18 protein-coding genes and 2 pseudogenes are annotated in these 22352 nt (G+C 69.8%); 13 read left to right on the top strand and 7 right to left on the bottom strand.

The window, feature by feature from the left end:
* Positions 1-956 precede the first annotated feature (956 nt).
* The 3 genes and pseudogenes from ACZ4MH_RS29215 to ACZ4MH_RS29205 all read left to right on the top strand — a co-directional run bounded on the left by ACZ4MH_RS29215 (position 957) and on the right by ACZ4MH_RS29205 (position 4776).
* On the top strand, positions 957-1085 hold the full coding sequence (locus ACZ4MH_RS29215) for a hypothetical protein (RefSeq protein WP_351587330.1): 129 nt from the start codon (positions 957-959) through the stop codon (positions 1083-1085).
* A gap of 504 nt (positions 1086-1589) precedes the next feature.
* The gene (locus tag ACZ4MH_RS29210) at positions 1590-2630 is read left to right on the top strand and encodes a vWA domain-containing protein (RefSeq protein WP_351587332.1); all 1041 of its coding nucleotides are present in this window, start codon (positions 1590-1592) and stop codon (positions 2628-2630) included.
* 1057 nt (positions 2631-3687) lie between these two features.
* Positions 3688-4776, top strand: a pseudogene (locus ACZ4MH_RS29205) (glutathione peroxidase).
* On the opposite strand, the gene ACZ4MH_RS29200 reads toward ACZ4MH_RS29205, so the two are convergent.
* The 4 genes from ACZ4MH_RS29200 to ACZ4MH_RS29185 all read right to left on the bottom strand — a co-directional run bounded on the left by ACZ4MH_RS29200 (position 4721) and on the right by ACZ4MH_RS29185 (position 7557).
* Positions 4721-5065 carry a MerR family transcriptional regulator gene (locus ACZ4MH_RS29200; RefSeq protein ID WP_351587334.1) on the bottom strand — a complete coding sequence of 115 codons (345 nt, stop codon included), beginning with the start codon at positions 5063-5065 and terminating at the stop codon, positions 4721-4723. The pseudogene ACZ4MH_RS29205 and the gene ACZ4MH_RS29200 overlap by 56 nt on opposite strands.
* 903 nt (positions 5066-5968) lie before the next feature.
* On the bottom strand, positions 5969-6403 hold the full coding sequence (locus tag ACZ4MH_RS29195; protein WP_351587335.1) for a DUF2267 domain-containing protein: 435 nt from the start codon (positions 6401-6403) through the stop codon (positions 5969-5971).
* 218 nt (positions 6404-6621) lie between these two features.
* Entirely contained in the window at positions 6622-7017 is a 396-nt protein-coding gene (locus ACZ4MH_RS29190) for a DUF2267 domain-containing protein (RefSeq protein WP_351587337.1), read from the bottom strand.
* A 105-nt stretch (positions 7018-7122) separates the two neighbouring features.
* On the bottom strand, positions 7123-7557 hold the full coding sequence (locus tag ACZ4MH_RS29185; RefSeq protein ID WP_351587339.1) for an Hsp20/alpha crystallin family protein: 435 nt from the start codon (positions 7555-7557) through the stop codon (positions 7123-7125).
* 141 nt (positions 7558-7698) lie between these two features.
* Between ACZ4MH_RS29185 and ACZ4MH_RS29180 the strand changes: the two genes are divergently transcribed.
* Both ACZ4MH_RS29180 and ACZ4MH_RS29175 read left to right on the top strand, forming a co-directional pair.
* Positions 7699-8379, top strand: a complete 681-nt coding sequence (locus ACZ4MH_RS29180; RefSeq protein WP_351587341.1) for a type III effector protein — start codon at positions 7699-7701, stop codon at positions 8377-8379.
* Between the two features lie 941 nt (positions 8380-9320).
* Positions 9321-10256, top strand: coding sequence for a squalene/phytoene synthase family protein (locus tag ACZ4MH_RS29175; protein WP_351587342.1), 936 nt, complete (start codon positions 9321-9323; stop codon positions 10254-10256).
* Between the two features lie 878 nt (positions 10257-11134).
* Here ACZ4MH_RS29175 and ACZ4MH_RS29170 read toward each other — a convergent pair.
* A complete protein-coding gene (locus ACZ4MH_RS29170; RefSeq protein ID WP_351587344.1) occupies positions 11135-12439 on the bottom strand; it encodes an MFS transporter in 1305 nt (434 codons plus the stop codon).
* Between the two features lie 134 nt (positions 12440-12573).
* On the opposite strand from ACZ4MH_RS29170, the gene ACZ4MH_RS29165 reads away from it, so the two are divergent.
* On the top strand, positions 12574-13527 hold the full coding sequence (locus ACZ4MH_RS29165) for a LysR family transcriptional regulator (protein ID WP_351587346.1): 954 nt from the start codon (positions 12574-12576) through the stop codon (positions 13525-13527).
* A 427-nt stretch (positions 13528-13954) separates the two neighbouring features.
* Here the strand turns inward: ACZ4MH_RS29165 and ACZ4MH_RS29160 are convergent, their stop codons facing one another.
* A complete protein-coding gene (locus tag ACZ4MH_RS29160) occupies positions 13955-14875 on the bottom strand; it encodes a helix-turn-helix transcriptional regulator (RefSeq protein WP_467754762.1) in 921 nt (306 codons plus the stop codon).
* Between the two features lie 301 nt (positions 14876-15176).
* Here ACZ4MH_RS29160 and ACZ4MH_RS29155 point away from each other — a divergent pair.
* The 3 genes and pseudogenes from ACZ4MH_RS29155 to ACZ4MH_RS29145 all read left to right on the top strand — a co-directional run bounded on the left by ACZ4MH_RS29155 (position 15177) and on the right by ACZ4MH_RS29145 (position 17031).
* Positions 15177-15586 (top strand): annotated as a pseudogene (locus tag ACZ4MH_RS29155) ((R)-mandelonitrile lyase).
* Between the two features lie 206 nt (positions 15587-15792).
* Positions 15793-16041, top strand: coding sequence for a carboxymuconolactone decarboxylase family protein (locus tag ACZ4MH_RS29150; protein WP_351587350.1), 249 nt, complete (start codon positions 15793-15795; stop codon positions 16039-16041).
* Positions 16042-16305: 264 nt separating this feature from the next.
* Positions 16306-17031, top strand: a complete 726-nt coding sequence (locus ACZ4MH_RS29145) for an SDR family NAD(P)-dependent oxidoreductase (protein WP_351587352.1) — start codon at positions 16306-16308, stop codon at positions 17029-17031.
* Positions 17032-17176: 145 nt separating this feature from the next.
* On the opposite strand, the gene ACZ4MH_RS29140 is transcribed toward ACZ4MH_RS29145, so the two are convergent.
* Complete coding sequence (locus tag ACZ4MH_RS29140) at positions 17177-18091, bottom strand: helix-turn-helix transcriptional regulator (protein ID WP_351587354.1); 915 nt, start codon at positions 18089-18091, stop codon at positions 17177-17179.
* Between the two features lie 136 nt (positions 18092-18227).
* Here ACZ4MH_RS29140 and ACZ4MH_RS29135 point away from each other — a divergent pair, with 136 nt between their 5' ends.
* The 4 genes from ACZ4MH_RS29135 to ACZ4MH_RS29120 all read left to right on the top strand — a co-directional run bounded on the left by ACZ4MH_RS29135 (position 18228) and on the right by ACZ4MH_RS29120 (position 22351).
* Positions 18228-19496, top strand: coding sequence for an MFS transporter (locus ACZ4MH_RS29135; RefSeq protein ID WP_351587356.1), 1269 nt, complete (start codon positions 18228-18230; stop codon positions 19494-19496).
* A 305-nt stretch (positions 19497-19801) separates the two neighbouring features.
* On the top strand, positions 19802-20824 hold the full coding sequence (locus tag ACZ4MH_RS29130; protein ID WP_351587358.1) for a zinc-dependent alcohol dehydrogenase family protein: 1023 nt from the start codon (positions 19802-19804) through the stop codon (positions 20822-20824).
* Positions 20825-20943: 119 nt separating this feature from the next.
* A complete protein-coding gene (locus tag ACZ4MH_RS29125; protein ID WP_351587360.1) occupies positions 20944-21609 on the top strand; it encodes an SDR family NAD(P)-dependent oxidoreductase in 666 nt (221 codons plus the stop codon).
* Between the two features lie 178 nt (positions 21610-21787).
* Positions 21788-22351, top strand: coding sequence for a (2Fe-2S)-binding protein (locus ACZ4MH_RS29120; protein WP_467754761.1), 564 nt, complete (start codon positions 21788-21790; stop codon positions 22349-22351).
* The last annotated feature ends 1 nt before the right edge of the window (position 22352 follow it).

The raw sequence follows: 22352 nt of genomic DNA, 5'->3' as shown, positions 1-22352 counted from the left end.
TGACAGCGGACCTGGCCGCAACTATCCCCATGACCAGGCACCCAGCATCCCGTCCTGCTGACACCCACCCAATGCCACCAACGCGCCCACTCACACACAGCGCAGCCACGGCCCGCTCGAGCCCGCCGGCGGCTTTCCCACCACCCGCTACAGCCTGGACAAATAGCTGCACCTGCAGGGCACCCGCCGCTCGTTCCTGCACCCGAACAACAACGCCCCTCCTCACCCAGATCGGCATCAACACCGCGGTGACGACCGCCGCCAGCCCAGACGGCGCAACCTTAAGACCGGCACCGAAGAAGCCCTCACCACGCCCGCTCCTTGCCGCCGAACACGACAGCCTGGCCTGCGTAACCTCCGCAACGCCCACGACGGCTTCCGCCTGGACAGTGGCCCGCCAACCCGCACAACTACCAGCACACCAGCCACCCCCCTGCCCCTGCCCGCCGGCGCCCAGGCCCTCAACGCCACCGCCCTGGTGGGCCCGCCCTGGAACCCGAAAGGGCAGCGCAGCTACGACCGCGCCCGCGACGCCGCCGACGGCCGCCTCCTGCGGACCGAGAACGGCTTCAACGACCTCCCCACGACTGCGGAACCGACCACTGACTGTGGCGCCGGTGCGCCATGTACGACGAGCTCCCTCGAGCAGCGGCAACTCCTCACCGACACCGGCAACACCACCGAGCAGCCCGTACGGCCCGGGAACATGCACGTACAGCCCGAGAACACCAGCTGCGCCCGGCCTTGGAGACACAAGACAACGTCGGTCAAGCCAGACTGCAGATACCGGCACACTGCCCTCGCCCGCAGACACACCACAACTGATCAGCGCAGGCCAGACCACCTGGTCAGAAGAACCGCTCCTGGACACGGTGATCTGTGCGTGAGCGCGGTGATGACGAACTGTGCGGTGTCCGTGGCCTGGCACTGGCGTGGTCAGCGCGTAGTTCGTTGAGGTGCTGCTCGATGGCGGGCAGGCAGGAGGCGAGACGATCGAAGCCGCTTCCGGCGCGCCGGAAGCGGATCGGGCAGGCGATGCTGACGGCTTCGAGCACGCCCGCGCCGGCGAGCGGATCGGCGGATGAGCGGATGGGCGGTCTCTGTCATCCACCGGGAAGCCGCTCGGATGTCTTTACTGAGTGGCACCGAGGAGATCACGAAGAAGCTGCTCGACCGGATCGGCTCCTCTGCACCGCCGCGCAACGAGCCAGGGCATCACCACGCCACTGGACACCTTCCCGCGCCGGCCCTCATCAGCCGCTGCCTGAGCGCCCGCCGGCGTTGTCTTCGTCCCTGCACCTGCGCGGTCTGCGGTCTGCGGTACGTACGGGCTCGCCAGGAAGCCACCGTTGTCCTTGATGCGCCGCTTCCTTCCGCGGCCGGCCACCAGGCATGGCATCGCCGCGGCGGATTGGCGCCTCCCCGCGCCGTTGACGGGCGAGGCGGCCCCTCGCTCCCGCTGCCGCAGGTGCGTGGGCGCAGGGTTCGGCCGGCCTGGTGAGTGGGCCCTGCTGGCGGCCTGGGAGCACGATCGATTGTCAGTGGCGGGTGAGAAGGTAGAAGCATCGAGGGGAAAAGGGGGAGCGGTCATGTCTGGAAACCAGAACTACATCAACCACGTTGCTCTTGTCCTGGATGCCAGTTCATCCATGTCGCATCTGAGCCGCAAGGTCGTCGACGTCGCCGACCAGCAGATTGCCTACCTGGCCCGCCGGTCGAAGGAGCTGGGCCAAGAAACCCGCGTCACGGTGTACGTCTTCGCCGACACGGTGGAGTGCGTCATCTACGACAAGGACGTGCTGCGGATGCCGTCCCTGAAACAGCTGTACCGGGTCGGCGGAATGACGGCGCTGCTGGCAGCCACGCTCAAGTCGCAGCGGGAGCTGGCGCAGACAGCCCAACTGTACGGCGACCACAGCTTCCTGACGTTCGTGCTGACCGATGGACAGGAGAACGCAAGTCATCGCTGCCCCGATGCCCCTGCCGGGGATCCGCGTGAGCTGGTGCAGGCCGTGACAACGATGCTGCAGAGGCAGCAGGACAACTGGACGCTGGCCGTCCTTGTGCCGGATCAGATGGGCAAGCGCGAGGCCATGCAGTGCGGTTTCCCCAAGGACAACATCGCCATCTGGGACGCCACCAGCACGCAGGGCCTGGAGGAGGCCGGGCAGGTCATCCAGCAGGCCACCGAAAACTTCATGAGGGGCCGGGCCCAAGGCATCCGGGGATCGCGGGCGGTGTTCTCCACGGGGTCGGAGGCGGTCAACACCGACACGATCCAGGCAGCCGGCCTCACCCCGGTAAACCCCTCGCAGTACCAGCTGATTCCCGTGGCACGCGCAGCGGCGATACGGGACTGGGTCACCGAATGCGGCCACACCTACCGCACCGGTTGCGCATTTTATCAGCTGAGCAAGTCGGAGAAGATCCAGGCGCAGAAGCGGATTGCGGTGCTGGAGAAAAAGACGGACCGGGTCTACACGGGGCCCCAGGCCCGCTCCCTGCTCGGCCTGCCGGACGCGGAAGTCCGCGTCAACCCCGACCGCAACGACGACTTCACCATCTTCGTGCAAAGCACCAGCGTCAACCGGAAACTGGTACCGCACACCCGGCTACTGTTGATGATCTGAAGCCCTCTTGGAACCCCCGCCGGCCGGGCTGACCGAACCCCTCCTTCGGCGTTCGGCACGCCGCCTATGCCGACTGCTTGACCTAAAGGCGACGCGGGCTGGGACGTGAGCCTGGTCCGTCGAGCTGAGCCAAGGGGTCGCGCCTTTCGGTCTTCGGGGCGCGGCCCCTTCAGCATGCGGCCATGCACCCGGACACCACCGACCTGCGGCCACTACCAGCACAGACCACGCGCACCCACACCACAACCACACACACCCGGCCCCGGAACCACCGGCGCCTGCCCGGCCTCCCACCTCTGCACCACGACGGGCAGTGCGTGGTCCCGTAGCTGGTGGATGAAGCCCGTGGACCTGGTGATCCGACGCTCTAGGCGCTGGTCACCGACAGAGACCAGCAGACACCCACGCCTTTCCGCCACCACCGAACCACCCACCTCACACACCGCAATGCACTCGAGGGCACCCGGAACGGTGACCCGCCGGCAGGCTTTTCGTGCCGGCGGCCAACGGGCACCAGCGATCAGGGATCGGTTGCCCGCATGTGCGGCCCGGGAGGGCGGCCTACCGGGGAAGTCCTGTCCCCTCGCGGCCCTGGGCAGGCCTCAGAGCCCGAGCAGAGCAGCAGAGCCGGGGGGCGGGAATGTCCTGCCCCGTGCTCGCTTCGCTGCCGGTGCCCGGCCTGGGCGACCGTGCTCATGCCCGCCTTCAGCTTGGGCACCTTGGGTGCCCGGCCGTAGGACGCCGGCATCGCCTCGGCCATGGTCAACACCTCCCAGCAGGCCCGCGGTGCGATCGGCACCGCCCTGCTCACCACCACCGCCACCGCCACCGCTACTGCCGCCGCCTGCATCCGCCCCGCCACCATCCGGCCGGACGACCCAGGCCCTCGGCCACGGCTACAGCAAGCAGTGCCCTGTGGTGGGCCGCCGGCATCATCCCTCGCCACACTCCCCGCCCCGCCCGCTCCCGGACACCTCAAAACCTCTAAAGCCCGAACACGCCCGCCCACACGCAGCTGCCCCGCCCCCTGACCAGCAGCCCAGCGCTAAGGAGTGACATGTCCGTCCTGACCACCGACATCGACGCCCTCACCGGCGGCCCCGCCGACCTGACCCAGTACCAGAGCAAGGCCGTACTGATCGTCAACGTCGCCTCCCAATGCGGCCTCACCCCCAATACACCGCCCTAAAAAACTGCAACAGCACTACGACCGCGCGGCTTCACCGTCCTGGGCGTGCCCTGCAACCAGTTCATGGGCCAAGAACCCGGCACCGCCGAAGAGATCGCCGCCTTCTGCTCCACCACCTACGGCACCACCTTCCCCATGACACAGAAGACCGACGTGCACAGCGACACCCGCCACCCCCTCTACGACAAACTCACCCACACCCCCGACACCGAGAGCTACACCGGTGAAGTGCGCCGGAACTTCGAAAAAATCCTCCTCACCCCCAACAGCACCACCGCAGCACGCTTCGCCCCCAAACCCAACCCGACGCCAAGGAAGTCACCACCGCCATCGAAACCGCCCTGCCCCACTGACCACCACACACCCAGCACCGAGACACCGCACCTCTGCGCGCCACCACAACCACCCGCCCCCGCCACCAACACCCTCCCCCCACCACGACCACCACCGGACCACGCACGAGACCACAGCCATCCACCCACCACCACGCAAGGAGCAAGGCTGGAGCGGCCCAACACCCTGAAGCTGGTTCCGGTGCCTGAGCGGCACAGCCAAACCACACCACACCCCAACGCGACACCGGCGCAGCATCGGCGCGGCATCGGCGTGACGTCGAGCAAGCGCCCCCGCCCCAGCGACAGCGGCTCACGGAGCCACGGAATCAGAGAGCCGAACGGCCCCAGCGACTCAGACAGCCAGCCTGCTGGGACCCCTACCGCCGCCCCTCGCGGTGCCCACGACACACGACCGCAAGCACCAGACGCTGCAGCTCGACCGCCCCCAAGACCTCGGCCTCGGGCCGGGCCACCGCACGAGCCCGTCGACGCCGAAGCCGTGCGCGCGGGCCAAGGCGCGGCCGACGCGGATCATCCCGTGTTGCCTTCCGCGGCCGAGCGGGGCTTCAGGCTGAGGTCCGCGACGGTGACTCGCGGGCTCGTGTGCGCAGTTGCTCGTTGATGCGCTGGGCTTCTTCCAGCTGGTCTTCGAGGATGACGATGCGGCAGGCGGCCTCGATGGGGGTGCCCTGGTCCACGAGTTCGCGGGCCCGGGCGGCGATACGCAGCTGGTAGCGGGAGTAGCGGCGATGGCCGCCCTCGGAGCGCAGAGGGGTGATCAGGCGGTGTTCGCCCAGGGCGCGGAGGAAGGCGGGGGTGGTGCCGAGCATCGCGGCGGCCCGGCCCATGGTGTAGGCGGGGTAGTCGTCATCGTCGAGATTGTCGAGGGGGCGGGGACTGGCAGGGGGCATAGACCTCTTCTTTCGCGGACGCGTCGAGGGGCCCGGGTGCCAGTACCGGCACCCGGGCCCCGAGCTTTCAACACCATCTACCGGCTACCTGCGCCGGCCTTCTTCATCCGCAGTTCCGCCTGGGAGGACGGGGCTGCGGGGATCGAGGATGCGTGACCGGGGACCACCTTCCCATCCGGGGCCTGCGGTACCCGGGCGGGCTTCTCCCTCGCCCGGGCGATCCTGATGGCGTCGGCTCCTTACCTCATTCGGTTACTCGGTCGTACTGCTGGATAACGCGGGTAACGCGGGTACTGCTCGCGGCCCTGGCCGCGTCCTGCTTGGCCTGCATGCACGGCAGTTCACCTCTGCCGTGCCCACATCGACTTTCTGGGTACGACGAAAACAGTAACCCCGCAACGAGCCAATGTCTACTGTTGCCATGGTAGGTTTTCTTCAGAGTCGATGTGCGAAGTCCTGCTGCAGGCACACCTGGAAGAGTGCTTTGCCTACTTGAAGCCCGGGCCGGCGGGTACGTGCTGAGCCTGGCGGCGTAACCGATGCAGGGCGGGGGCCACGTAGGGCCGACACGGAGGCGACCCGCATGCACGCCCCAAGGCCTGTGTGGTGGTTGAGGGCGGCAGCCCCGCCGGCACCGCTCGCGCGCGCGGCGTCGCCCGCGCCTTCGCCGATGGCCGACGGAATCGATCGCGCTCGCGGGAACGATCGCGCTCGCGGAAGCGATCGCTGTCCTGGTCTCCGAGCTCGCCACCAACGCCCTGCGCCGTGGCGGTGGCCGCCGTCGAAGACGGCCACCGCCACGGTGACGAGGTCATGGAGCGGCAGGACCTGGCCGGCCCGGCCAGATCACGGATCGCGCAGCACACGTCTCACCGCCGTGCACCGTCTCCCCCCCCCGGCGCGTCAGGCCGCCTGGGTGAGCTCGGCGCGGCCGAACAGCAAGGCGTAGCCGGAGGGGAGCTGGGCGAGGATGCGGCCAAGGAGCTCCTCACCGGCGAGCTGGGCCACGACGCGAAGGACGGTACCGGTGTCCCAGCGGGTGGTGGCCACCGTACCGCCGGTACGGGACGCCAGATCCTTGACGAAACCCCAGCCGGTGAGAGGCTCGGTCGCGGGGATCTGGGAGGTGAAGGTGAGGGCGGCCTCGTACGGCAGCCTGGCCGCGAGCTCCACGCGCTCATAACCCGTGACCTGGCGCCCGAGGGCAGCCAGCACGGCACGCACGCTCTCCTCGGCTCGTACACGGGTGGGGTAGGCGCCTTCGTAGCGCACTCTTTCCAGCATCTGCGCGAACGTCATGCCCACGGTGGACCGGCACGGCTCCTGCTGGGGAATCATCGGTGACTCGGTTGCCTTTCTCATCTCTCATCCGAAGTGGTCGCGTCTCATTCGAAATGGGCGCGAGGCGGTGGCCGGGGCTCGCTCGCCGCCGGCCACCGGTATCGCTCGGTCGGGGAAGGGGGGTGCCGCCCATGGGCTGTGCAGCACTGTCGCTGCCTGTGGGCTATGCGCGCTGTCGCTGCCCCGGGGGCTGTACGCGCTGGGGTGGCCAGGGGCTATATGTGCTGGGGATGGCCGAACAGCAGGTCGTAGCCCGCCGGGAGCTGGAGCAGGACCCGCCGGGTGAGCTCTTCGCCCGCGGCGTCCGCGGCCACGCTGAGCACCGCGCCCACATCCCACGCCGCGGTCCGTTCCGTGGCCCCCTCGATCCATGCCGCGGTGGCCCGCACGAACCGCTCAGGGGAGAGTGGCTCGTGCGCCTGTAGCGGATTGAGCAGGATCAGCGCCAACTCCTCCGGCAGCCGGGCTGCCAGTTCCGCCCGTACCTCCCCCACCAGGTGCGCGCCCAGCAGCGCAAGCACCGTACGGGCCGCCCGCTCGGCCTCCTCAGTGGTCTTGTACTCACCGCGTTCCTTGACCTGGTCCAGGAACACTTCCCATCGCATGGCCATCGCTGCTCCCTTGCATATGCGGCGGCGAGCGGAGGACGGGGCGGCCGCAGGCAGGGCCGCCCCCGGCGTCTCCGGCGCGGCCGGGAGGGGACTCAGCCGCTGATCTCAGCCGCTGATCTCCTTGTGCGCGGAGCCGCCGCCGATGGCGATCTTGCGGGGCTTGGCGCGCTCGGCGATCGGGATCCGCAGGGTCAGCACACCCGCGTCGTAGTCCGCCTTGATGTGCTCGGCATCCAGCGTGTCGGCCAGCACGACTTGGCGGGAGAAGACGCCCAGGGGCCGCTCGGAGAGCTCCATCTGTACGTCGTCCGCGTTGGGGAGGGGCCGCCGCTCGGCCTTGACGGTCAGCATGTTCCGCTCGACGTCGATGTCGATCGCGTCCGTGGAGACGCCGGGCAGGTCCAGGGCGATCACGTACTCCTCGCCCTCACGGTAGGCGTCCATCGGCATCGCCGACGGCCGCGACCAGGTACCGGTCGTGTTCAGGAGCTGCTGGGTGAGCCGGTCCAGCTCACGGAAGGGGTCGGTGCGCATCAACATCGTGAAACACCTCCAGCATTCAGGGGCCAGGCACTGTGCCGCCAATGCGTTCACCTGCCATCGTTGTAACATGTCGTCCAAGCGATGACAAGTAGAATGTCATCGAAAGGATGACATCGGCGACGCCATGTTGGAGGCTCCATGACCACGGACGACCACCAGTCCGCCCCTCGCGCCCGCGGGCTCACCCCCTCCTCCTTCCTCGCCGCCGCGGCGCTGCACACGATCCACGAAACCCTGCACACCGCCCACACGCCGCAGGACGGCGAGCACCCCGAGCCCGGCCCGGCCGGCTCGGAACAGGCACTGGCCGCGCTCCTGCTGCTGCGCGAAGTACGCGACCAGCTCGCCGCATGGGAACCGGGCCTGATCGAAGAGGCCCGCAACGCGGGCGCCAGCTGGGCCGACCTCGCCCACCCCCTCGGCGTCTCCAGCCGCCAAGCCGCCGAACGCCGCTACCTGCGCCTACGCCCCGGAAACCCCGGCACCACAGGCGAACAACGCGTCCAAGCCACCCGCAACCGCCGCGCCGCCGACCGCACCATCACCGCCTGGGCCCGCACCCACGCCGCAGAACTACGCCAACTCGCCGGCCAAATCACCGCACTCACCGACCTCCCCACCACCGCCCACACCCCCCTCACCAACCTCACCACCGCCCTCGCCCACAACGACCCAGCCGCCCTCCTCACCCCCCTCACAGACACGCACACATACCTCACACCCCACCACCCCGACCTCGCCGCACGCGTCGATGACGTCGCCCGCCACACCGACCGACTCCGCCAGCACAGCAACGACCAACGCCAGAACCCAACATGACCCCCGCGACCCCGAGCCCCTCCCACGCGATCCCCGGACCTCACACGCTCGAACAAGGAGCAACGACCCCGGCTAGGGCACCTGAGCACGCCAACCCCGCCTGAACCCACTCCCACTCCCCCGGACGCTTTCGCGGGTGCAGGGCCGGGCCGGCCGGCAGCCGGCGTTCTACTACGACGACAAGGCCGTCACCGACGCCGACAATCACGACATCGACCACCTCACCCCGGCCTGGGCCCCAGCGCCCCAGTTGGGCCACGAAACCCCACGAGGCATACGCCAACCACCTCGGCGCCGAACGCAACTTCACTGCTGTCAGCCTCGACCCCAACCGCGGCAGAAGCGATCAAAACCCCGCCAAGTGGATGCCCCCGACCGAGAACACCAGGAGCCGGTCGAGATCGGAGCACGTCAGGCTTTCCTCGTGGCCGCAGACTTCCGTGTGCGCCAGGCCCGGGCTGCTGATGTTCCCGTACTGGCGTGGCTGCGATGGGCATTCAAGTAAGAGGACCACGAAGGCGGTTCTTGCGCGAGAGGTCTGCGGGCGTGTCTTCCTCCGCCTCGTGGAGCGAGTACCGGAGCCCTGGACAACCCGCATATCGGCTGCGTGACGCGTTTCTACATGGTCCCCGGGTACCGCAACCACGGCGTGGGGGCGGTCCTTCTCAAGGCCAAGGCCCCGTGGCAGCACGCCCGGCAGATGGGCATGGTCGTGCTCACTGGCTGGCCGTCCGAGCGCAGTGTGCCGCTCGACCGGCGGCAGACTTCCGGCGGGCAGACTTCCGGCCCTCGACCGATCTGCGGGAAGCGCGATGCGCTCAAAGACGCAAGCGGTGAAAGTCTGTCCACCCGACCGAGGTGTCCATGAGGATCTTGTGTGAGGCCCTCTTACGCCACTGAGGGATCCAACGAGCCTTAAACCCATGAGAACGAGGAACGCATTGACCAGGTGGTCCGCCGCGCTGCCCCAGGCCGGCATCAACGAGCCCTCCCTCCGGCGGGATTACGGCGCCCAGCGCCAACTGGTGCAGAAGTTCAAGCCCGACCAGTTCCTGGCCGTTCGGCTGCTGCTGCCCGCACACCTTCAGCCCGCCGTGGTCGCCGCTGTGGCGTTCATGCACGAGACCGACAAACGTATCGACGCGGGTGAGCTGAGCATCCGCCGTGAGGCGCTCCGGACCTGGGACCAGCAGACCCGGGAGGCCGTGGAGCACGGCACATCCGACCAGCCCCTCCTCAGAGCTGTGGCCGACACCGCCAAGCGTCACCCGCAGCTGAGGACGCACATCACGGCCTTCCTCGACGGCGCCCCCACCGAAGCCGGCTGGACCGGTTTCGCAACCGACAGCGACTTTCAGCAGTACGTGGACGCCTACTCACTGCCGGCCCTCATGCTCACCGCATCACTGATCGCACCCCCACCGGGGGCAAACCAAGAGGAAGCCTTCCTGCGCGGCTGCCGGACCCTGATCGAAGCCATGCAACGCACCGACTTCCTGGCGGACCTGTCCGAGGACGCCAGGCAGGGCCGGATCGGCATTCCCCACGCAGAACTGGCGCGCTACGGGCTGGAAGTCGAGGAGGTACTGCGCCGAGCGCCGCGGTGCGTACCCGCGCTGGGGCAGCTCGTCGCGGATCAGGCGAGTGCCGCCGGCGCCGGCCTGAGGGCCTGTCGAGAGCTGCCGGACCTGGTGGCAACGGAGACCCAACCGTTCCTGCGCGCCTGCGTACGCGTGGCGGAACTCGAACTGGAGGCTGTGCAGCGCAAGGGCGGCAAGCTCCTGCACGAGGAGGCAGGAGCATCGAAGACGGCCGCCCTGAAAGTGCTGTTCCAGCAATGGCGCGCCACCCGCAAGCAGCAACGCCGACGCCCTTAGATCCGCCACCCGGCGCCTGGGACCGGCGCAGCCGTTGGAGGTCGGCGCGAGGGACCGTGCAGGCCTGCCGGCGCACATCAACCCGGCTCGCCGTCCGGCTTCGCCCGCCCCGGGCGTTGCGGACGATGTCGAGAACGCTGCTTCAGCGACTGCCCGGCAGCAAGTTCATGACGTCCGGGGCTTGGCCGATTTCTTGATCTGCTCGCTGCGACGGCTGCCGTGGATCGCTGCCCGCAGTGCCTCCCGGAAGCCCGTCCACCAGCTCATCGTCGCCCGCGGTCGGGCGGCCCCGCAGCGCGAGATGCTCAAGGCGTGGTCCTGGAGGCAGCGGGCAAGCAGCTGTGAGGAGTGTCTGTGGCCCTCCGGCAGTGCGTCTCACCTCCGTTGGGTTTGGAGGCAGGTTTCCGGGACAGGGCAGGGGCGTCACCGGTCACGGCAGGAGCGCGGGAGAGAGGGCCCGGGTGCGTACACCGTCTGAGGGCTGACCCGCAAATGATCTCCGAGACGATGTGAACACGGTTGGTCTCGCTCCTCGCCGCCCCTGCGACTGCCACCGGACCCGCGACGCCGAGGCCTCCGTCCCGGAACTCACCACGCCCGCTCCTGCGCGTCGCCCTCGTTAATCCTTGGGGTCGTCAGAAGGCTTCAGGCAGGGGAGGCAGGTGGCATTGCGCCGTACGTGGGTCGCAAGTTTCTGGGGCTGTTGAGGCATGTTGATATGTGCGCCACGTTTTGCCGCGTGGAGATCCCTACCGGCCACGGCGGCGGGCGTCGCGCTCATCTCCGAGCTGTACGAGCTGTACGAGCCGTACGCGGAGGGGTGAGCCGCTGCAAAGATGGGCAGCGCGCCCGATCGCCGTGACGGTCATGACAGCCCGTCAGGTGCGGCTCGGTGCCGACTTCGGCTCGGGGAGAGGCGCTGCCGCGCGGCGAGGGAGCAGGAGCGGGGTCGCCAGCAGGAGCACGCCGGCCAGGCCGATGGCTGTACGGGGGCCGAGCAGACTGCCCAGCACGCCCCAGACGGCCGTCAGGACCGCGGTCGAGGCCTTGGTCGTCACCGCCCAGGCGGTCAGCGTGCGGGTGACCCGGTCGGTCGCGGTGCGCTCGATGCGGTAGGTGGCGTAGACGGGGTTGAAGACTCCGCAGCAGAAGATGAGCCCGAGTTCGACGCCCATCACCAGCAGCAGCCCACCGGTGCCCGGCCCCAGGAAGGCCAGGCCGACGGGCCAGAGCGCGCGCAGCGCCCCGACCACGACCAGGACCTGGTGCTGCCCGAACCGGGTGACGAGCGGTCGGGCCAGTCGGGAGCCGAGCAGCCCGCCGATCGAGGGCGCGGCGAAGGCGAGGCCGTACTGCCACGGTGTGAACCCGAGCGGGCCGAGCATCAGGACGGCCAGCAGCGGCTGGGCGGCCATCACCAGGCCGTTGAACAAGGCGGTATTGAAGAACAGCGGACGCAGCGTCGCGTCGGCGAAGATGTACCGCCAGCCGTCGAGCAGGTCCCCGGCCCTCATGCGCGCGGCCTCACGGCGCTCGGGCCGCGGCTCGTGCCTGCCCGTCGCGCGGATGCCCAGGGCCGAGAGCAGGTAGCTGACCGCGTCGGCCACCACCGTCGCCACCGGGCCGAGGAGCCCGATCGCCGCGCCGCCCAGCGGTGGTCCGATGATGGTGGTCGTCCAGGCCGTGGACTCGAAGCGGGCGTTGGCGATGAGCAGGTCCTCGGCCGGCAGCAGCGTCTTCAGGTACGCGCCGGAGGCGCCGCGGAAGGTGATGTCGGCCGCCGCGACGACGACCGAGACCAGTAGGAGCTGAAGGAAGGTGAGCACGCCGAGCGCGAACGCGGCGGGGATCGTCAGCAGCGCCGCGCATCGCACCAGGTCCGTCGCGATCAGCACCGGCCGCTTGCGGCGGTACTCCACCCACGGGCCGAGCGGCACCGCCACGGCCGCGCCCACCGCAGTCCCCACGGAGGAGAGCGCGGCGACCTCGGCCGGTCCGGCGTGCAGCACCCGGATGGCGATCAGCGGGAACGCGCCGAAGGCCAGCCACGTGCCGAGCGCGCTGGTCCCGTACGCTCCCCACAGCCACCCGAACCGCCGCCCCAGCCGGTGCCCGCCCCGCCGCCCCAGCCGATGTCTGAGCAGATGTCCGCGCAGATTTCTCAGCCGGTGCCCGCTCCGCATGCCCGACGCCCCTCTCCACTCACCAGCACAACCGATCCGCGATCGGAAGCATCAAAGCGATGGCCGCACTCAGGGATCAAACAACCGCCGGGCCGCTCTGCCACAACCAATGGTTGTACCCATAGGCTGTCGGCATGGACCTCGACGCCGTCCGGACCTTCGTCGCTGCCGCCGAGGCGGGGCAGTTCCAGGAGGCCGCCGCCGAGCTGGCGGTCACCCAGCAGGCCGTCTCCAAGCGCATCGCCGCGCTGGAGCGCAACCTCGGCGTGCGGCTGTTCACCCGCACCCCGCGCGGCGCCGAGCTCACCATCGACGGGCAGGCGTTCCTGCCCCACGCGCGCGAGCTGCTGCGCGTCGCCGAGCGCGCGGTCGCGTCCGTTCGCACCGGCCGCCGTCCGCTGCGCGTCGACGTGATCGCCTCACGTGTCGCGCCGTCGGGCCTGATGCGCGGCTTTCACCGCGCACACCCCGAGATCGAACTCGACGTGGTGATGCTGTTCGACATCGAGGCGGCCGTAGCCGCCATCCGATCCGGTGCGATCGACGCATCCTTCCGCGCCGTCGCCGCGCCCGGGCGGCCCCTTCCCGAGGACATCGAGTCCGTACGAGTGCTCGACGAGCCGCTCCAGCTCCTCACCGGCCCCGCCCACGCGCTGGCGGGCGCCCGGTCGGTACCCCTCGCTCAGCTCGCCGGGCACCGGATCTGGATGCCCGGCATCGTCCCCGGTACCGAGTGGGCCGCCTACTACGACGACCTCGTCGCCGAGTTCGGCCTCACCATCGAGGCGACTGGCCCCAACTTCGGCTCCGACGCGCTCCTCGACACCATCGCCGACACCCCGGCCCTGGCCACCTTCATGGGCGAGCACACACGCCTCGTCTGGCCCGCCGGCCACGGCCTGCGCCGCATCCCGGTGACCGACCCAATGCCCGTCTACCCGCACTCGCTCCTGTGGCACCGCGACAACCCCCACCCAGCGCTGGCCACCCTCCGCGCCCACCTCGCCACCACTGCGGCCACAGCGGCCACAGCGGCCAACCACGAGACCGCCGGGACCTGGGCGCCGGGCTGGGTGATTCCGCGCTGAACCCCGCCACGTCTTCGATCACCGTGGCCGGATCGGCGGAGGGTGACTCGGGACAGCCGTGGCCAGGGACAGGCGCGGCAATCGGCACACCCGGGCTCTCCTCCTCCGTATGCCGCAGACGAAGGTGCCGTCGCGCCCATGGCCATCACACCGTCGGTGCAGTCGAGAAGAAGAATCCTTGATGAGCTGACCCGCGGGCCTGCTCGTTCGATGTGAGGGACGGGCTGGGATCCAACTTCCAGAGCGTGTTCCAGCGGGTCGGTGAGGCGCCTGCCGTGCTGGTCGCTTTCGAGGCCGGTGCGGGCGGCACGCAACCCACCACCGGCTTGATCGCCGCTTGCGTTGAACAGGTTGCGCTGGGCGGCGGCGTGCCCGTTATCCGCGTCGTCGCGGCGGCGCCCGTAGGGCCTAGGCGCCAGGTGTGGCGTTATCGCTGGTGCGAGTGGTCCGTATCTGCCTCGGCGATGGTGGGGGTGGGGGTGGGTTGGGTGTTTTCGGTGGCGGCCCAGGTGGCGAGGAGTTGGAGGGCGTCGTGGTCGGGGGTGCCGGGGGCGGTGCTGTAGGCAGTAAGCGTGAGGCCGGGCTGGGCGGGCAGTTCCATGGCGTCGAAGTCGAAAGTGAGGGTGCCGACAGCGGGGTGGTGGAAGGACTTGCGGCCGGTGTGGTGCAGGCGGACGTTGTGTTTGGCCCAGGCAGTGCGGAACTCCTCGCTGCGGGTGACGAGCTCACCGATGAGTCCGGTCAGATCGCTGTCGTGAGGAGCGCGCCCGGCCTCTGTACGCAGCAGGGAGACGGTGGTGTTCAACGCCTCCTCCCAGTCAGGGAAGAAGTCGCGGCCGCGTGGGTCGAGGAACTGGAAGCGGGCGATGTTGACCGTCTCGGTGGTGGGGTCGGGGAACAGCGGGGCATAGAGGGCGCGGCCGAGGGGATTGGTGGCAAGGATGTCCAGGCGGCCGTTGCGGATGAAGGCCGGGGAGTCGGTCATCGAGCGAAGCACGCGCAGGACGCTGTCCGGCAGCGGCCCGCGGGCGCGCTTGCCGCGGCGGGCGGGGCGTTTGGCGGCGGCGCGGGCCAGGTCGTAGAGGTGGGCGCGTTCGGCATCGTCCAGCTGGAGGGCGTTCGCGACGGCATCGAGGACTTCTTCAGAGGCGCCGGCGAGGTGGCCGCGCTCCAGGCGGACGTAGTAATCGATGCTGACGCCGGCGAGCAGGGCGACTTCTTCGCGGCGCAGACCGGGCACACGCCGGTGTCCACCGTAGGCGGGCAACCCGGCCTGCTGCGGGGTGATCTTGGCGCGGCGGGACACCAGAAAGTCGCGGATGTCGCTCTCGGTACTCACACGTTCCAGGCTAGGCCGAACGGTGCGTATGTGGGGGGTCCTGTTAGTACCTGTAACGGTAGGCCCTTCCCCGCTCCCTTGAACTGCGGTTTTCTCGATGTTGGCGGCGGTTGAAGCCCCCGGGACCGACTGGGGTACGGGCTCTGGCGGCTGCCTGAAGGCCGCCGCCGACGCACAGTGGTCTTGGCCGGTCCAGAGCCGACTGACCAGGGGCCCGTACGCACTGGGCTCCGGCCTCGCCCGCACCGACGCCGCCCGGCCGCCCGATCGCCCCCGACAGACTCCACCACCAGCATTTGGGAGAGAGACCATGGAATTTGTTACACAGCAGGCCACCACGAAGGCTCCTGCGGACTGGTTCACCGGCGACGTGTGGTTCGACGTGATCTACGCGGGCAAGGAGCCGTCCCGCATGCGCGCCAATATGGTCCGCTTCTCCCCCGGTGCCCGCACTCACTGGCACTCCCACGTGCTGGGTCAGACCCTGCACGTCGTCTCCGGAATCGCCCTGATCGGTACCCGTGACGGCACCGTCTTCGAAGCCCCCCCGGCCAGACCGTCACGTGCCCCCCCCCGAATGAGGAGCACTGGCACGGTGCCACCCCCGACCGCTTCATGGAGCACATCGCCATGTGGGAGGGCAAGGGCGACGGCAGCGAGGAGACCACTTGGAACGAGCCGGTCACCGACGAGCAGTACAACCGCCCTCGCAGCCGGTGAGCAGGCACGACAGCCGGTGACGTGGGCACCACCCGCCGGAGCCGGTGCTGAGCGGAGCAGAACTGAGCAGAGCTGAGCAGGGCAGTCGGACAACCGATCTGGCAGTCGGGGCGACGCCCGCACCACTGATGAGGAATACACCGGTCCGCGCATGAACGCGAGCTACCTGGGCCTGCGCGACTCGCGGACCAGCGAAAGGACATGCATTGACCGACCAACACAAGCAGATCGGTGGCGGGCGCCGCACGATCGGCGATTTCGCTCCGAAGCTCGCCGAGCTCACCGACGACGTCCTGTTCGAGGACGTGTGGAATCGCACCGAGCTGGCCGCCCGCGACCGCAGCCTGGTCACCGTGGCCGTGCTCGTCGAGGCGATCACCCACCTCGCCTTCTACGCCGGCTGGCCCAAGGCCATGACGGCGATCACGACCGCGAAGCAGGTCTTCTCCGGCTGAGCACCGAGGAGGAGCCGTCGGGGCTCCTCCCTTCCGGCCGGTCCGCACAGCGGTGTCGGACCAGACGGATTTCCGCAGCCTCGAGATGGATTTCCTCGGCTTCGGTCGGAAACCCCGAAGCCTGGCCAAGGCTTGGTGGGCGACCGCAAACGGAAGGAGACACCCCATGCAGGGAGCAATCATGCAGGAGAGCGGCGATGTCCGGGGCGGCGAGCAGGACAATTCGACCGTCCGTGCGCCCCTCGTCGAGGGGGCGGTGTCGTAGTGAGTCGGATCCTGGTGACCGGTTCCGCGGACGGCCTCGGGCGTGCCGCGGCGGACTCGCTGTTGGCCGCGGGGCATGACGTGGTGGTGCACGCGCGGAACCGGGAGCGTGCGACGGGTCTCGACCCGCTGGTCGAGCGCGGGGCACAGCTTGTGGTGGGCGATTTCATGGCGCGTGACGCCGTGCGGCGCATCGCCGCGGAGCTGAATGACGCCGAGCCCCTCGACGCGGTCATTCACAACGCCGGCGTGTGGAGCGGACCGGCGGTCATGCCGGTCAACATCATCGCCCCGTACCTGCTCACGGCCCTGCTGCGCGGGCCGCGCCGGCTGGTGTACCTGAGCAGCGGCTCGCATTTCGGTGGGCGCCCCTCGCTCGACGGGGTCGACTGGCGGGGTGAGAGCCCAGGCTCGTACGCCGACAGCAAGCTGTTCGTCACAACGCTCGCGGCCGCGGTGGCCCGCCTGCGCCCGGGGGTGCTGAGCAACGCCGTGGATCCGGGCTGGGTGCCGACGAAGATGGGTGGTCCGGGCGCACCGGACGATCTTGAGCTCGGCCATCGGACGCAGGAGTGGCTCGCGTCGAGCGACGAGCCCCAGGCCCTGACCACCGGCGGGTACTGGTACCACCACGAGCGGTTGCAGCCGCACCGCGCGGTCCACGACGAGGCGTTCCAGGACCGCCTCCTGCAGGCGCTGGCCGAGGAGACGGGCACCGCGCTCTGAGCGGCGAGCGCAGTGGATCGACAAGTGCAGTGAATCGACGAGCGCAGTGAATCGGCGAGCGCAGTGGATCGACGAGCGCAGTGGATCAATAAGCGCAGTGGATCGGCGATCCCGGGCTCGACGTGACCGTTCGTCCCCTTCCGAGTCAGGTTCGCGTCTCCCTGTCACCAGTAGGTCCCGCTTTCCGGAATCCGGGCGCTGCCCAGCTGGCGAGGAGTTTGAGCCGGTCCTCGTCGGTGGTGCCGGGTTCGGCGGTGTAGATGGTCAGGGAGTGGGCTTCCTGGGCGGACATGGGCAGGTCCAGCGGCTGGTAGGTGAGCGTCAGGGGGCCGGCGTCGGGGTGGTGGAAGCGTTTGATGCCGCCGTGGTGGATGCGCACGTTGTGGGCGGCCCACCGGGTACGGAACCCGGCGCTGACCGTGGACAGCTCGCCGACGAGCTCGCGCAGCGCCTTGTCGCTGGGGTATCGGCCGGCTTCGGCGCGCAGCAGCGCGGCGGTGGTGTCGGCGGCGCTGTCCCAGTCGTCGGCGAAGTCCTGCGAGGTGGGGTCGAGGAAGTAGTACCGGGCGAAGTTGGGGCGGCCGCGGTCATCCGTGGTGGCACTGACGAACATCGGCGCGAACAGGGCGCGGGCGAGTGCGTTGGTGGCCACGATGTCCAGGCGTCCGTTGCTGACGAACGCCGCGGACAGGGTCATGGAGTCCAGCAGCCACTGGACGCGGGGCGGGACCTCGACGGCCTTGCGGCGGCGCCGTGGCGCGGGGCTGGGCTGGGCGGCTTTGGCCAGGTCGAACAGGTAGGTGCGTTCGTCCTCGCTCAGCTGCAGGGTGCGGGCCACCGCGTCGAGGACGTCCTCGGACACGCCGCTGATGTGGCCTTTCTCCAGCCGCGTGTACCACTCGGTGCTCACGCCCGCGAGGACCGCGACCTCCTCGCGGCGCAACCCGGGCACCCGGCGGCGGCCGCTGGTGGGCAGCCCGACCTGCTCCGGGGTGAGCTGGGCGCGGCGGCGGGCGAGGAAGTCACGGATGTCGGCGCGGTTGTCGGAGCGGCTTTCCATGCTCTCCACGCTAGGGCCCGAACCCGGCGGGAGGGGGGTTGAGCTGGTACCCCCATAAACGCAGCCTCCCGCGCACGCGACAGGGGCGGTTTCCTGGGATGCGCACCCCGTTCTCGAACCTTTGCGGAGACCACGCATGACTACGCGAGGAGGAACCCTCCACGCCCCCGCCGACCTGCGGGTCGGTGACCGCGAGCGGCCGCACACCCGGCTTCCGCTCGTCGTGTACGTGCTCGCCCTGGGCACCTTTTTGATGGGCACGACCGAGTTCGTGGTGGCGGGCCTGCTGCCGGAGATCGCCGACGACGTGCAGATCAGTGTGGCCCGGGCCGGGCTGCTGATCACCGTCTTCGCAGTCGGCATGATCGTCGGCGCGCCGCTGATGGCGATGCTGACGCTGCGGCTGCTCAGGCGGCTGACGCTGATCCTCGCGCTGGGCATCTTCGCGGCCGGACATGTCATCGTCGCGGTGGGCTCCGGTTTCGCGCTGCTGCTGGCGGCGCGGTTCTTGACGGCCCTGGCGACCGGGGCGTTCTGGGCGGTGGCCAACGTGGTGGCCGCACGCGCCGCCGGTCCCGCCGCGAGCTCCCGCGCCCTGGGCGTCGTGGGCGCCGGTGCGATGCTCGCCAACGTCGTCGGTGTGCCGCTCGGCGCCTTCGCCGGGCAGCTCATGGGCTGGCGGGGCCCCTTCTGGGCACTCGCCGTCCTGGGCGCGGCGGCCATGGTGCTCATCGCCCGCCATGTTCCGCGCGACACCGCCGGCCACCAGGCGTTGTCGATCCGGTCCGAGCTGTCCGCTCTGCGCTCGGGTCGGCTGTGGCTGGCGCTGGCGGCCTGTGCGACCACGACCGGCGGTGTGATGTCGACGTACTCGTACATCTCGCCGCTGCTGACCGGCCGGGCACAGCTGGCCGCCGGCCTTGTGCCGCTGGTCCTGGTCGGTTTCGGCGTCGGCGCCCTGGCGGGCTTCCTCGTGGGAGGCCGTCTCGGCGACAGGCGTCCGCACGCGACGACGGTCCTGGCCCCTGCGGCGACCACGGTCCTGCTGCTGGCGATCTGCCTGCTGGCCGGCTACAGCGTGCCGACGATCGTGCTGGTCGCCCTGCTGGGGCTGTTCGGGCTCGGCGCCAATCCGGTACTGATCTCCCTGGGCGTCCGGTTCGCAGGCCAGGCTCCCACCCTGGGGTCCGCACTGACCGTTTCGGCGTTCAACCTCGGCACCGCCATCGGCTCCTGGATCGCCGGCCTCGCACTCGATTCCTCCCTGGGGGCTACGGGCCCCGCCGCCGTGGGCACCGGCATCGCCGCGCTCACGCTGATCCCCACACTCGCCCTCGCCGTCATCCAACGACGTCGGTCCGCGATCCCCAGGGACGCAGCCGTGCGCCGGTCAGCCGGAACGTAAGACGTGTCCCCGCCGCCTGCGTGGTCGGCGGGGAGAGAGGACCTGTCCGGAGCGGACGCACGGACACTCGGACGCACTGACGGACGGACGCACGAGCGCACGGGCGCACGGACGCACTGACGGTCGGACGCTCGGACGCTCGGGCGCGCGGGTGATGGAGAGGCCGACACCCCCGCGCCGCACAGCGCCCACCGGTCCGAGCCCTTCCCCTTGCAAAGAACCATCCCGTTGCAAAGAACCAGCCCGTGGCAAAGCACATCCCGGCCGCCTCGGCGGCCGACCCACAACCAGTAGGAGTAACACTCATGCGCGCTGCTGTACTGCACGCTCCCGGTGACGTCCGCGTGGAGGAGGTCGCCGACCCGAAGATCACCGCCCCGACGGATGCCGTCATCCGGCTGTCGGCGACCTGCGTCTGCGGCTCGGACCTGTGGCCCTACCGCGGCATCGAGTCGGTCGAGGAGCCCATGCCGATGGGGCACGAGTACGTCGGCATCGTCGAGAAGGTGGGCAGCGAGGTCAAGAACGTCAAGCCCGGCCAGTGGGTGGTCGGCTCGTTCGTCGCCTCCTGCGGCACCTGCGAGCTCTGCCGCTCCGGCTACCCCTCCTCCTGCGTCCACCGCGTGTTCATGGCCCAGGTCGGCACCCAGTCCGAGCGTGCCCTGATCCCCCACGCCGACGGCACCCTCGTACCCCTGCCGGGTACGCCCGACGCCGATCTGATCCCCGACCTGCTCGCCGCCTCCGACGTGCTGGGCACCGGCTGGTTCGGTGCGGTCGCCGCGGAGGCCGGTCCCGGCAAGACCGTCGCGGTCGTCGGCGACGGCGCGGTCGGCCTGCTCGCCGTACTGGCCGCCAAGCAGCTCGGCGCGGAGCGGATCATCGCGATGAGCCGCCATGAGCCGCGCCAGAAGCTCGCCCGCGAGTTCGGCGCCACCGACGTCGTCACCGAACGCAGCGACGCCGGCGTAGCGAAGATCAAGGAGCTGACCGGCGGCCTGGGCGCCCACTCCGTCGTCGAAGCGGTCGGCACCCAGGAGTCCATGAACCAGGCCATCCGCTCCTCCCGCCCCGGCGGGCACGTCGGCTTCGTGGGCGTCAACCACGACGTCGCCCTGAGCGGCGAGGAACTCTTCTTCTCCCAGGTCCACCTGCTCGGCGGCCCCGCCCCGGTACGCCAGTACCTGCCCGAGCTGATCGACCTGATCTGGCAGCGGAAGATCAACCCCGGCAAGGTCTTCGACCTCACCGTGCCCCTGGACCAGGCCGCCGAGGCGTACAAGGCCATGGACGAGCGTCGCGCCGTCAAGGCCATGCTCACCGTCTGACCGGGCCTTCTTTCCGGGCGGTCCGGCCCTGCCCCTGCCGGGCCGGGCCGCCCGGCCTCCCGGCCTCCCCTCTTCGCTACTCCGCAACTCCGCTACTCCGCTACTCTCTGGAGCTGATCATGACCACGTTCGCCCTCGTCGGCGCCGGCCCCGGGCTGGGCCTGGCAGCTACCCGCCGCTTCGGCGCCGCCGGCCACAGCGTCGCCTTGATCTCCCGCAGCAGCGCGCACCTGGACCAGCTGTGCGCCGAGCTGGCGCGAGACGGCATCACCGCGCGCGGTTTCGCAGCCGACGTCCTCGACGCCGGCTCCCTCACGGCGGCGCTCGACGCCGCAGCCGGGTCCTTGGGGCACGTGGAGATTCTGCAGTACAGCCCCGTACCGCGCGCGGACTTCATGAAGCCCGTCCTCGACACCGGCGCCACCGACCTGGACGACCCGCTGGCCTTCTCCCTCAAGGGGCCGCTCACCAGCGTGAACGCCGTGCTGCCCGGGATGCGGAAGCTGGGCCGCGGCACCCTGTTGTTCGTCAATGGCGGCAGCGCCGTGCGCCCTCACCCCGACCGGGCGGGCACGTCCATCGCCTTCGCCGCCGAGAGCGCTTACGCGGCCATGCTCCACCAGGCACTGGCACCGGAGAACATCTACGCCGCCCAGTTGATCGTCCCCGGCGCCATCCATCCCGATGCCGGCAACAGCAGCCCCGACGCGCTCGCGACGCGTCTGTTCTCCCTGCACCAAGAACGCGAGGGCTTCCGCCACTACGCCGAACCCATGCCCGGCTGACCCCGTCCGGCCGTGCCCGCGCGTACGACTGATTCGTCAACGATGCGAAGGCGTACACATGTCATCTGAACCTGCGGTCCCATCTCCCTCCTCCTCCCGCGTCTCCGACTCCTCCCCCGCCTCCGACTCTTCCCTCACGTCCACGTCCACGTCCACGGCGCCGAGCAGGCGCGCCTTCGTGGCCACCACCGCAGTCGGCGGAGCCGCCGTCGCCGGCAGTGTGGTCGGAGGAACATTCCTCGCCGGCCCCAAGGAGGCGGCTGCCGTTGAGGCGCCGCCCGCCGGCCGGGTGTCCCTGACGGTCAACGGCACCCGGCGGACCGTGACGGTCGACAACCGCACCTCGCTGCTCGATCTGCTGCGCGAGCACTTCCGACTCACCGGTTCCAAGAAGGGCTGCAACGCCGGAGCGTGCGGCGCGTGCACCGTCCTGGTCGACGGGCAACGGGTGAACTCCTGCCTGACGCTCGCAGTACGCCTGGAGGGTGCCGAGGTCACCACCATCGAGGGCCTGGCCGACGGCGGCCAACTCCACCCACTCCAGCAGGCGTTCATCGACCGGGACGCCTTCCAGTGCGGCTACTGCACGCCCGGCCAGATCATGTCCGGCGTCGGCTGCATTCAGGAGGGCCACACCGGCTCGCCGGAGCAGATCCGGGAGTGGATGAGCGGCAACATCTGCCGCTGCGGTTGTTACGTGAAGATCGTCGAAGCGGTCGAGCAGGCCGCAGGGCGGAAGTGAG

It is taken from the genome of Streptomyces sp. NPDC026301 (assembly GCF_055567935.1).
This window is presented reverse-complemented; position numbering and strand designations above follow the sequence as displayed.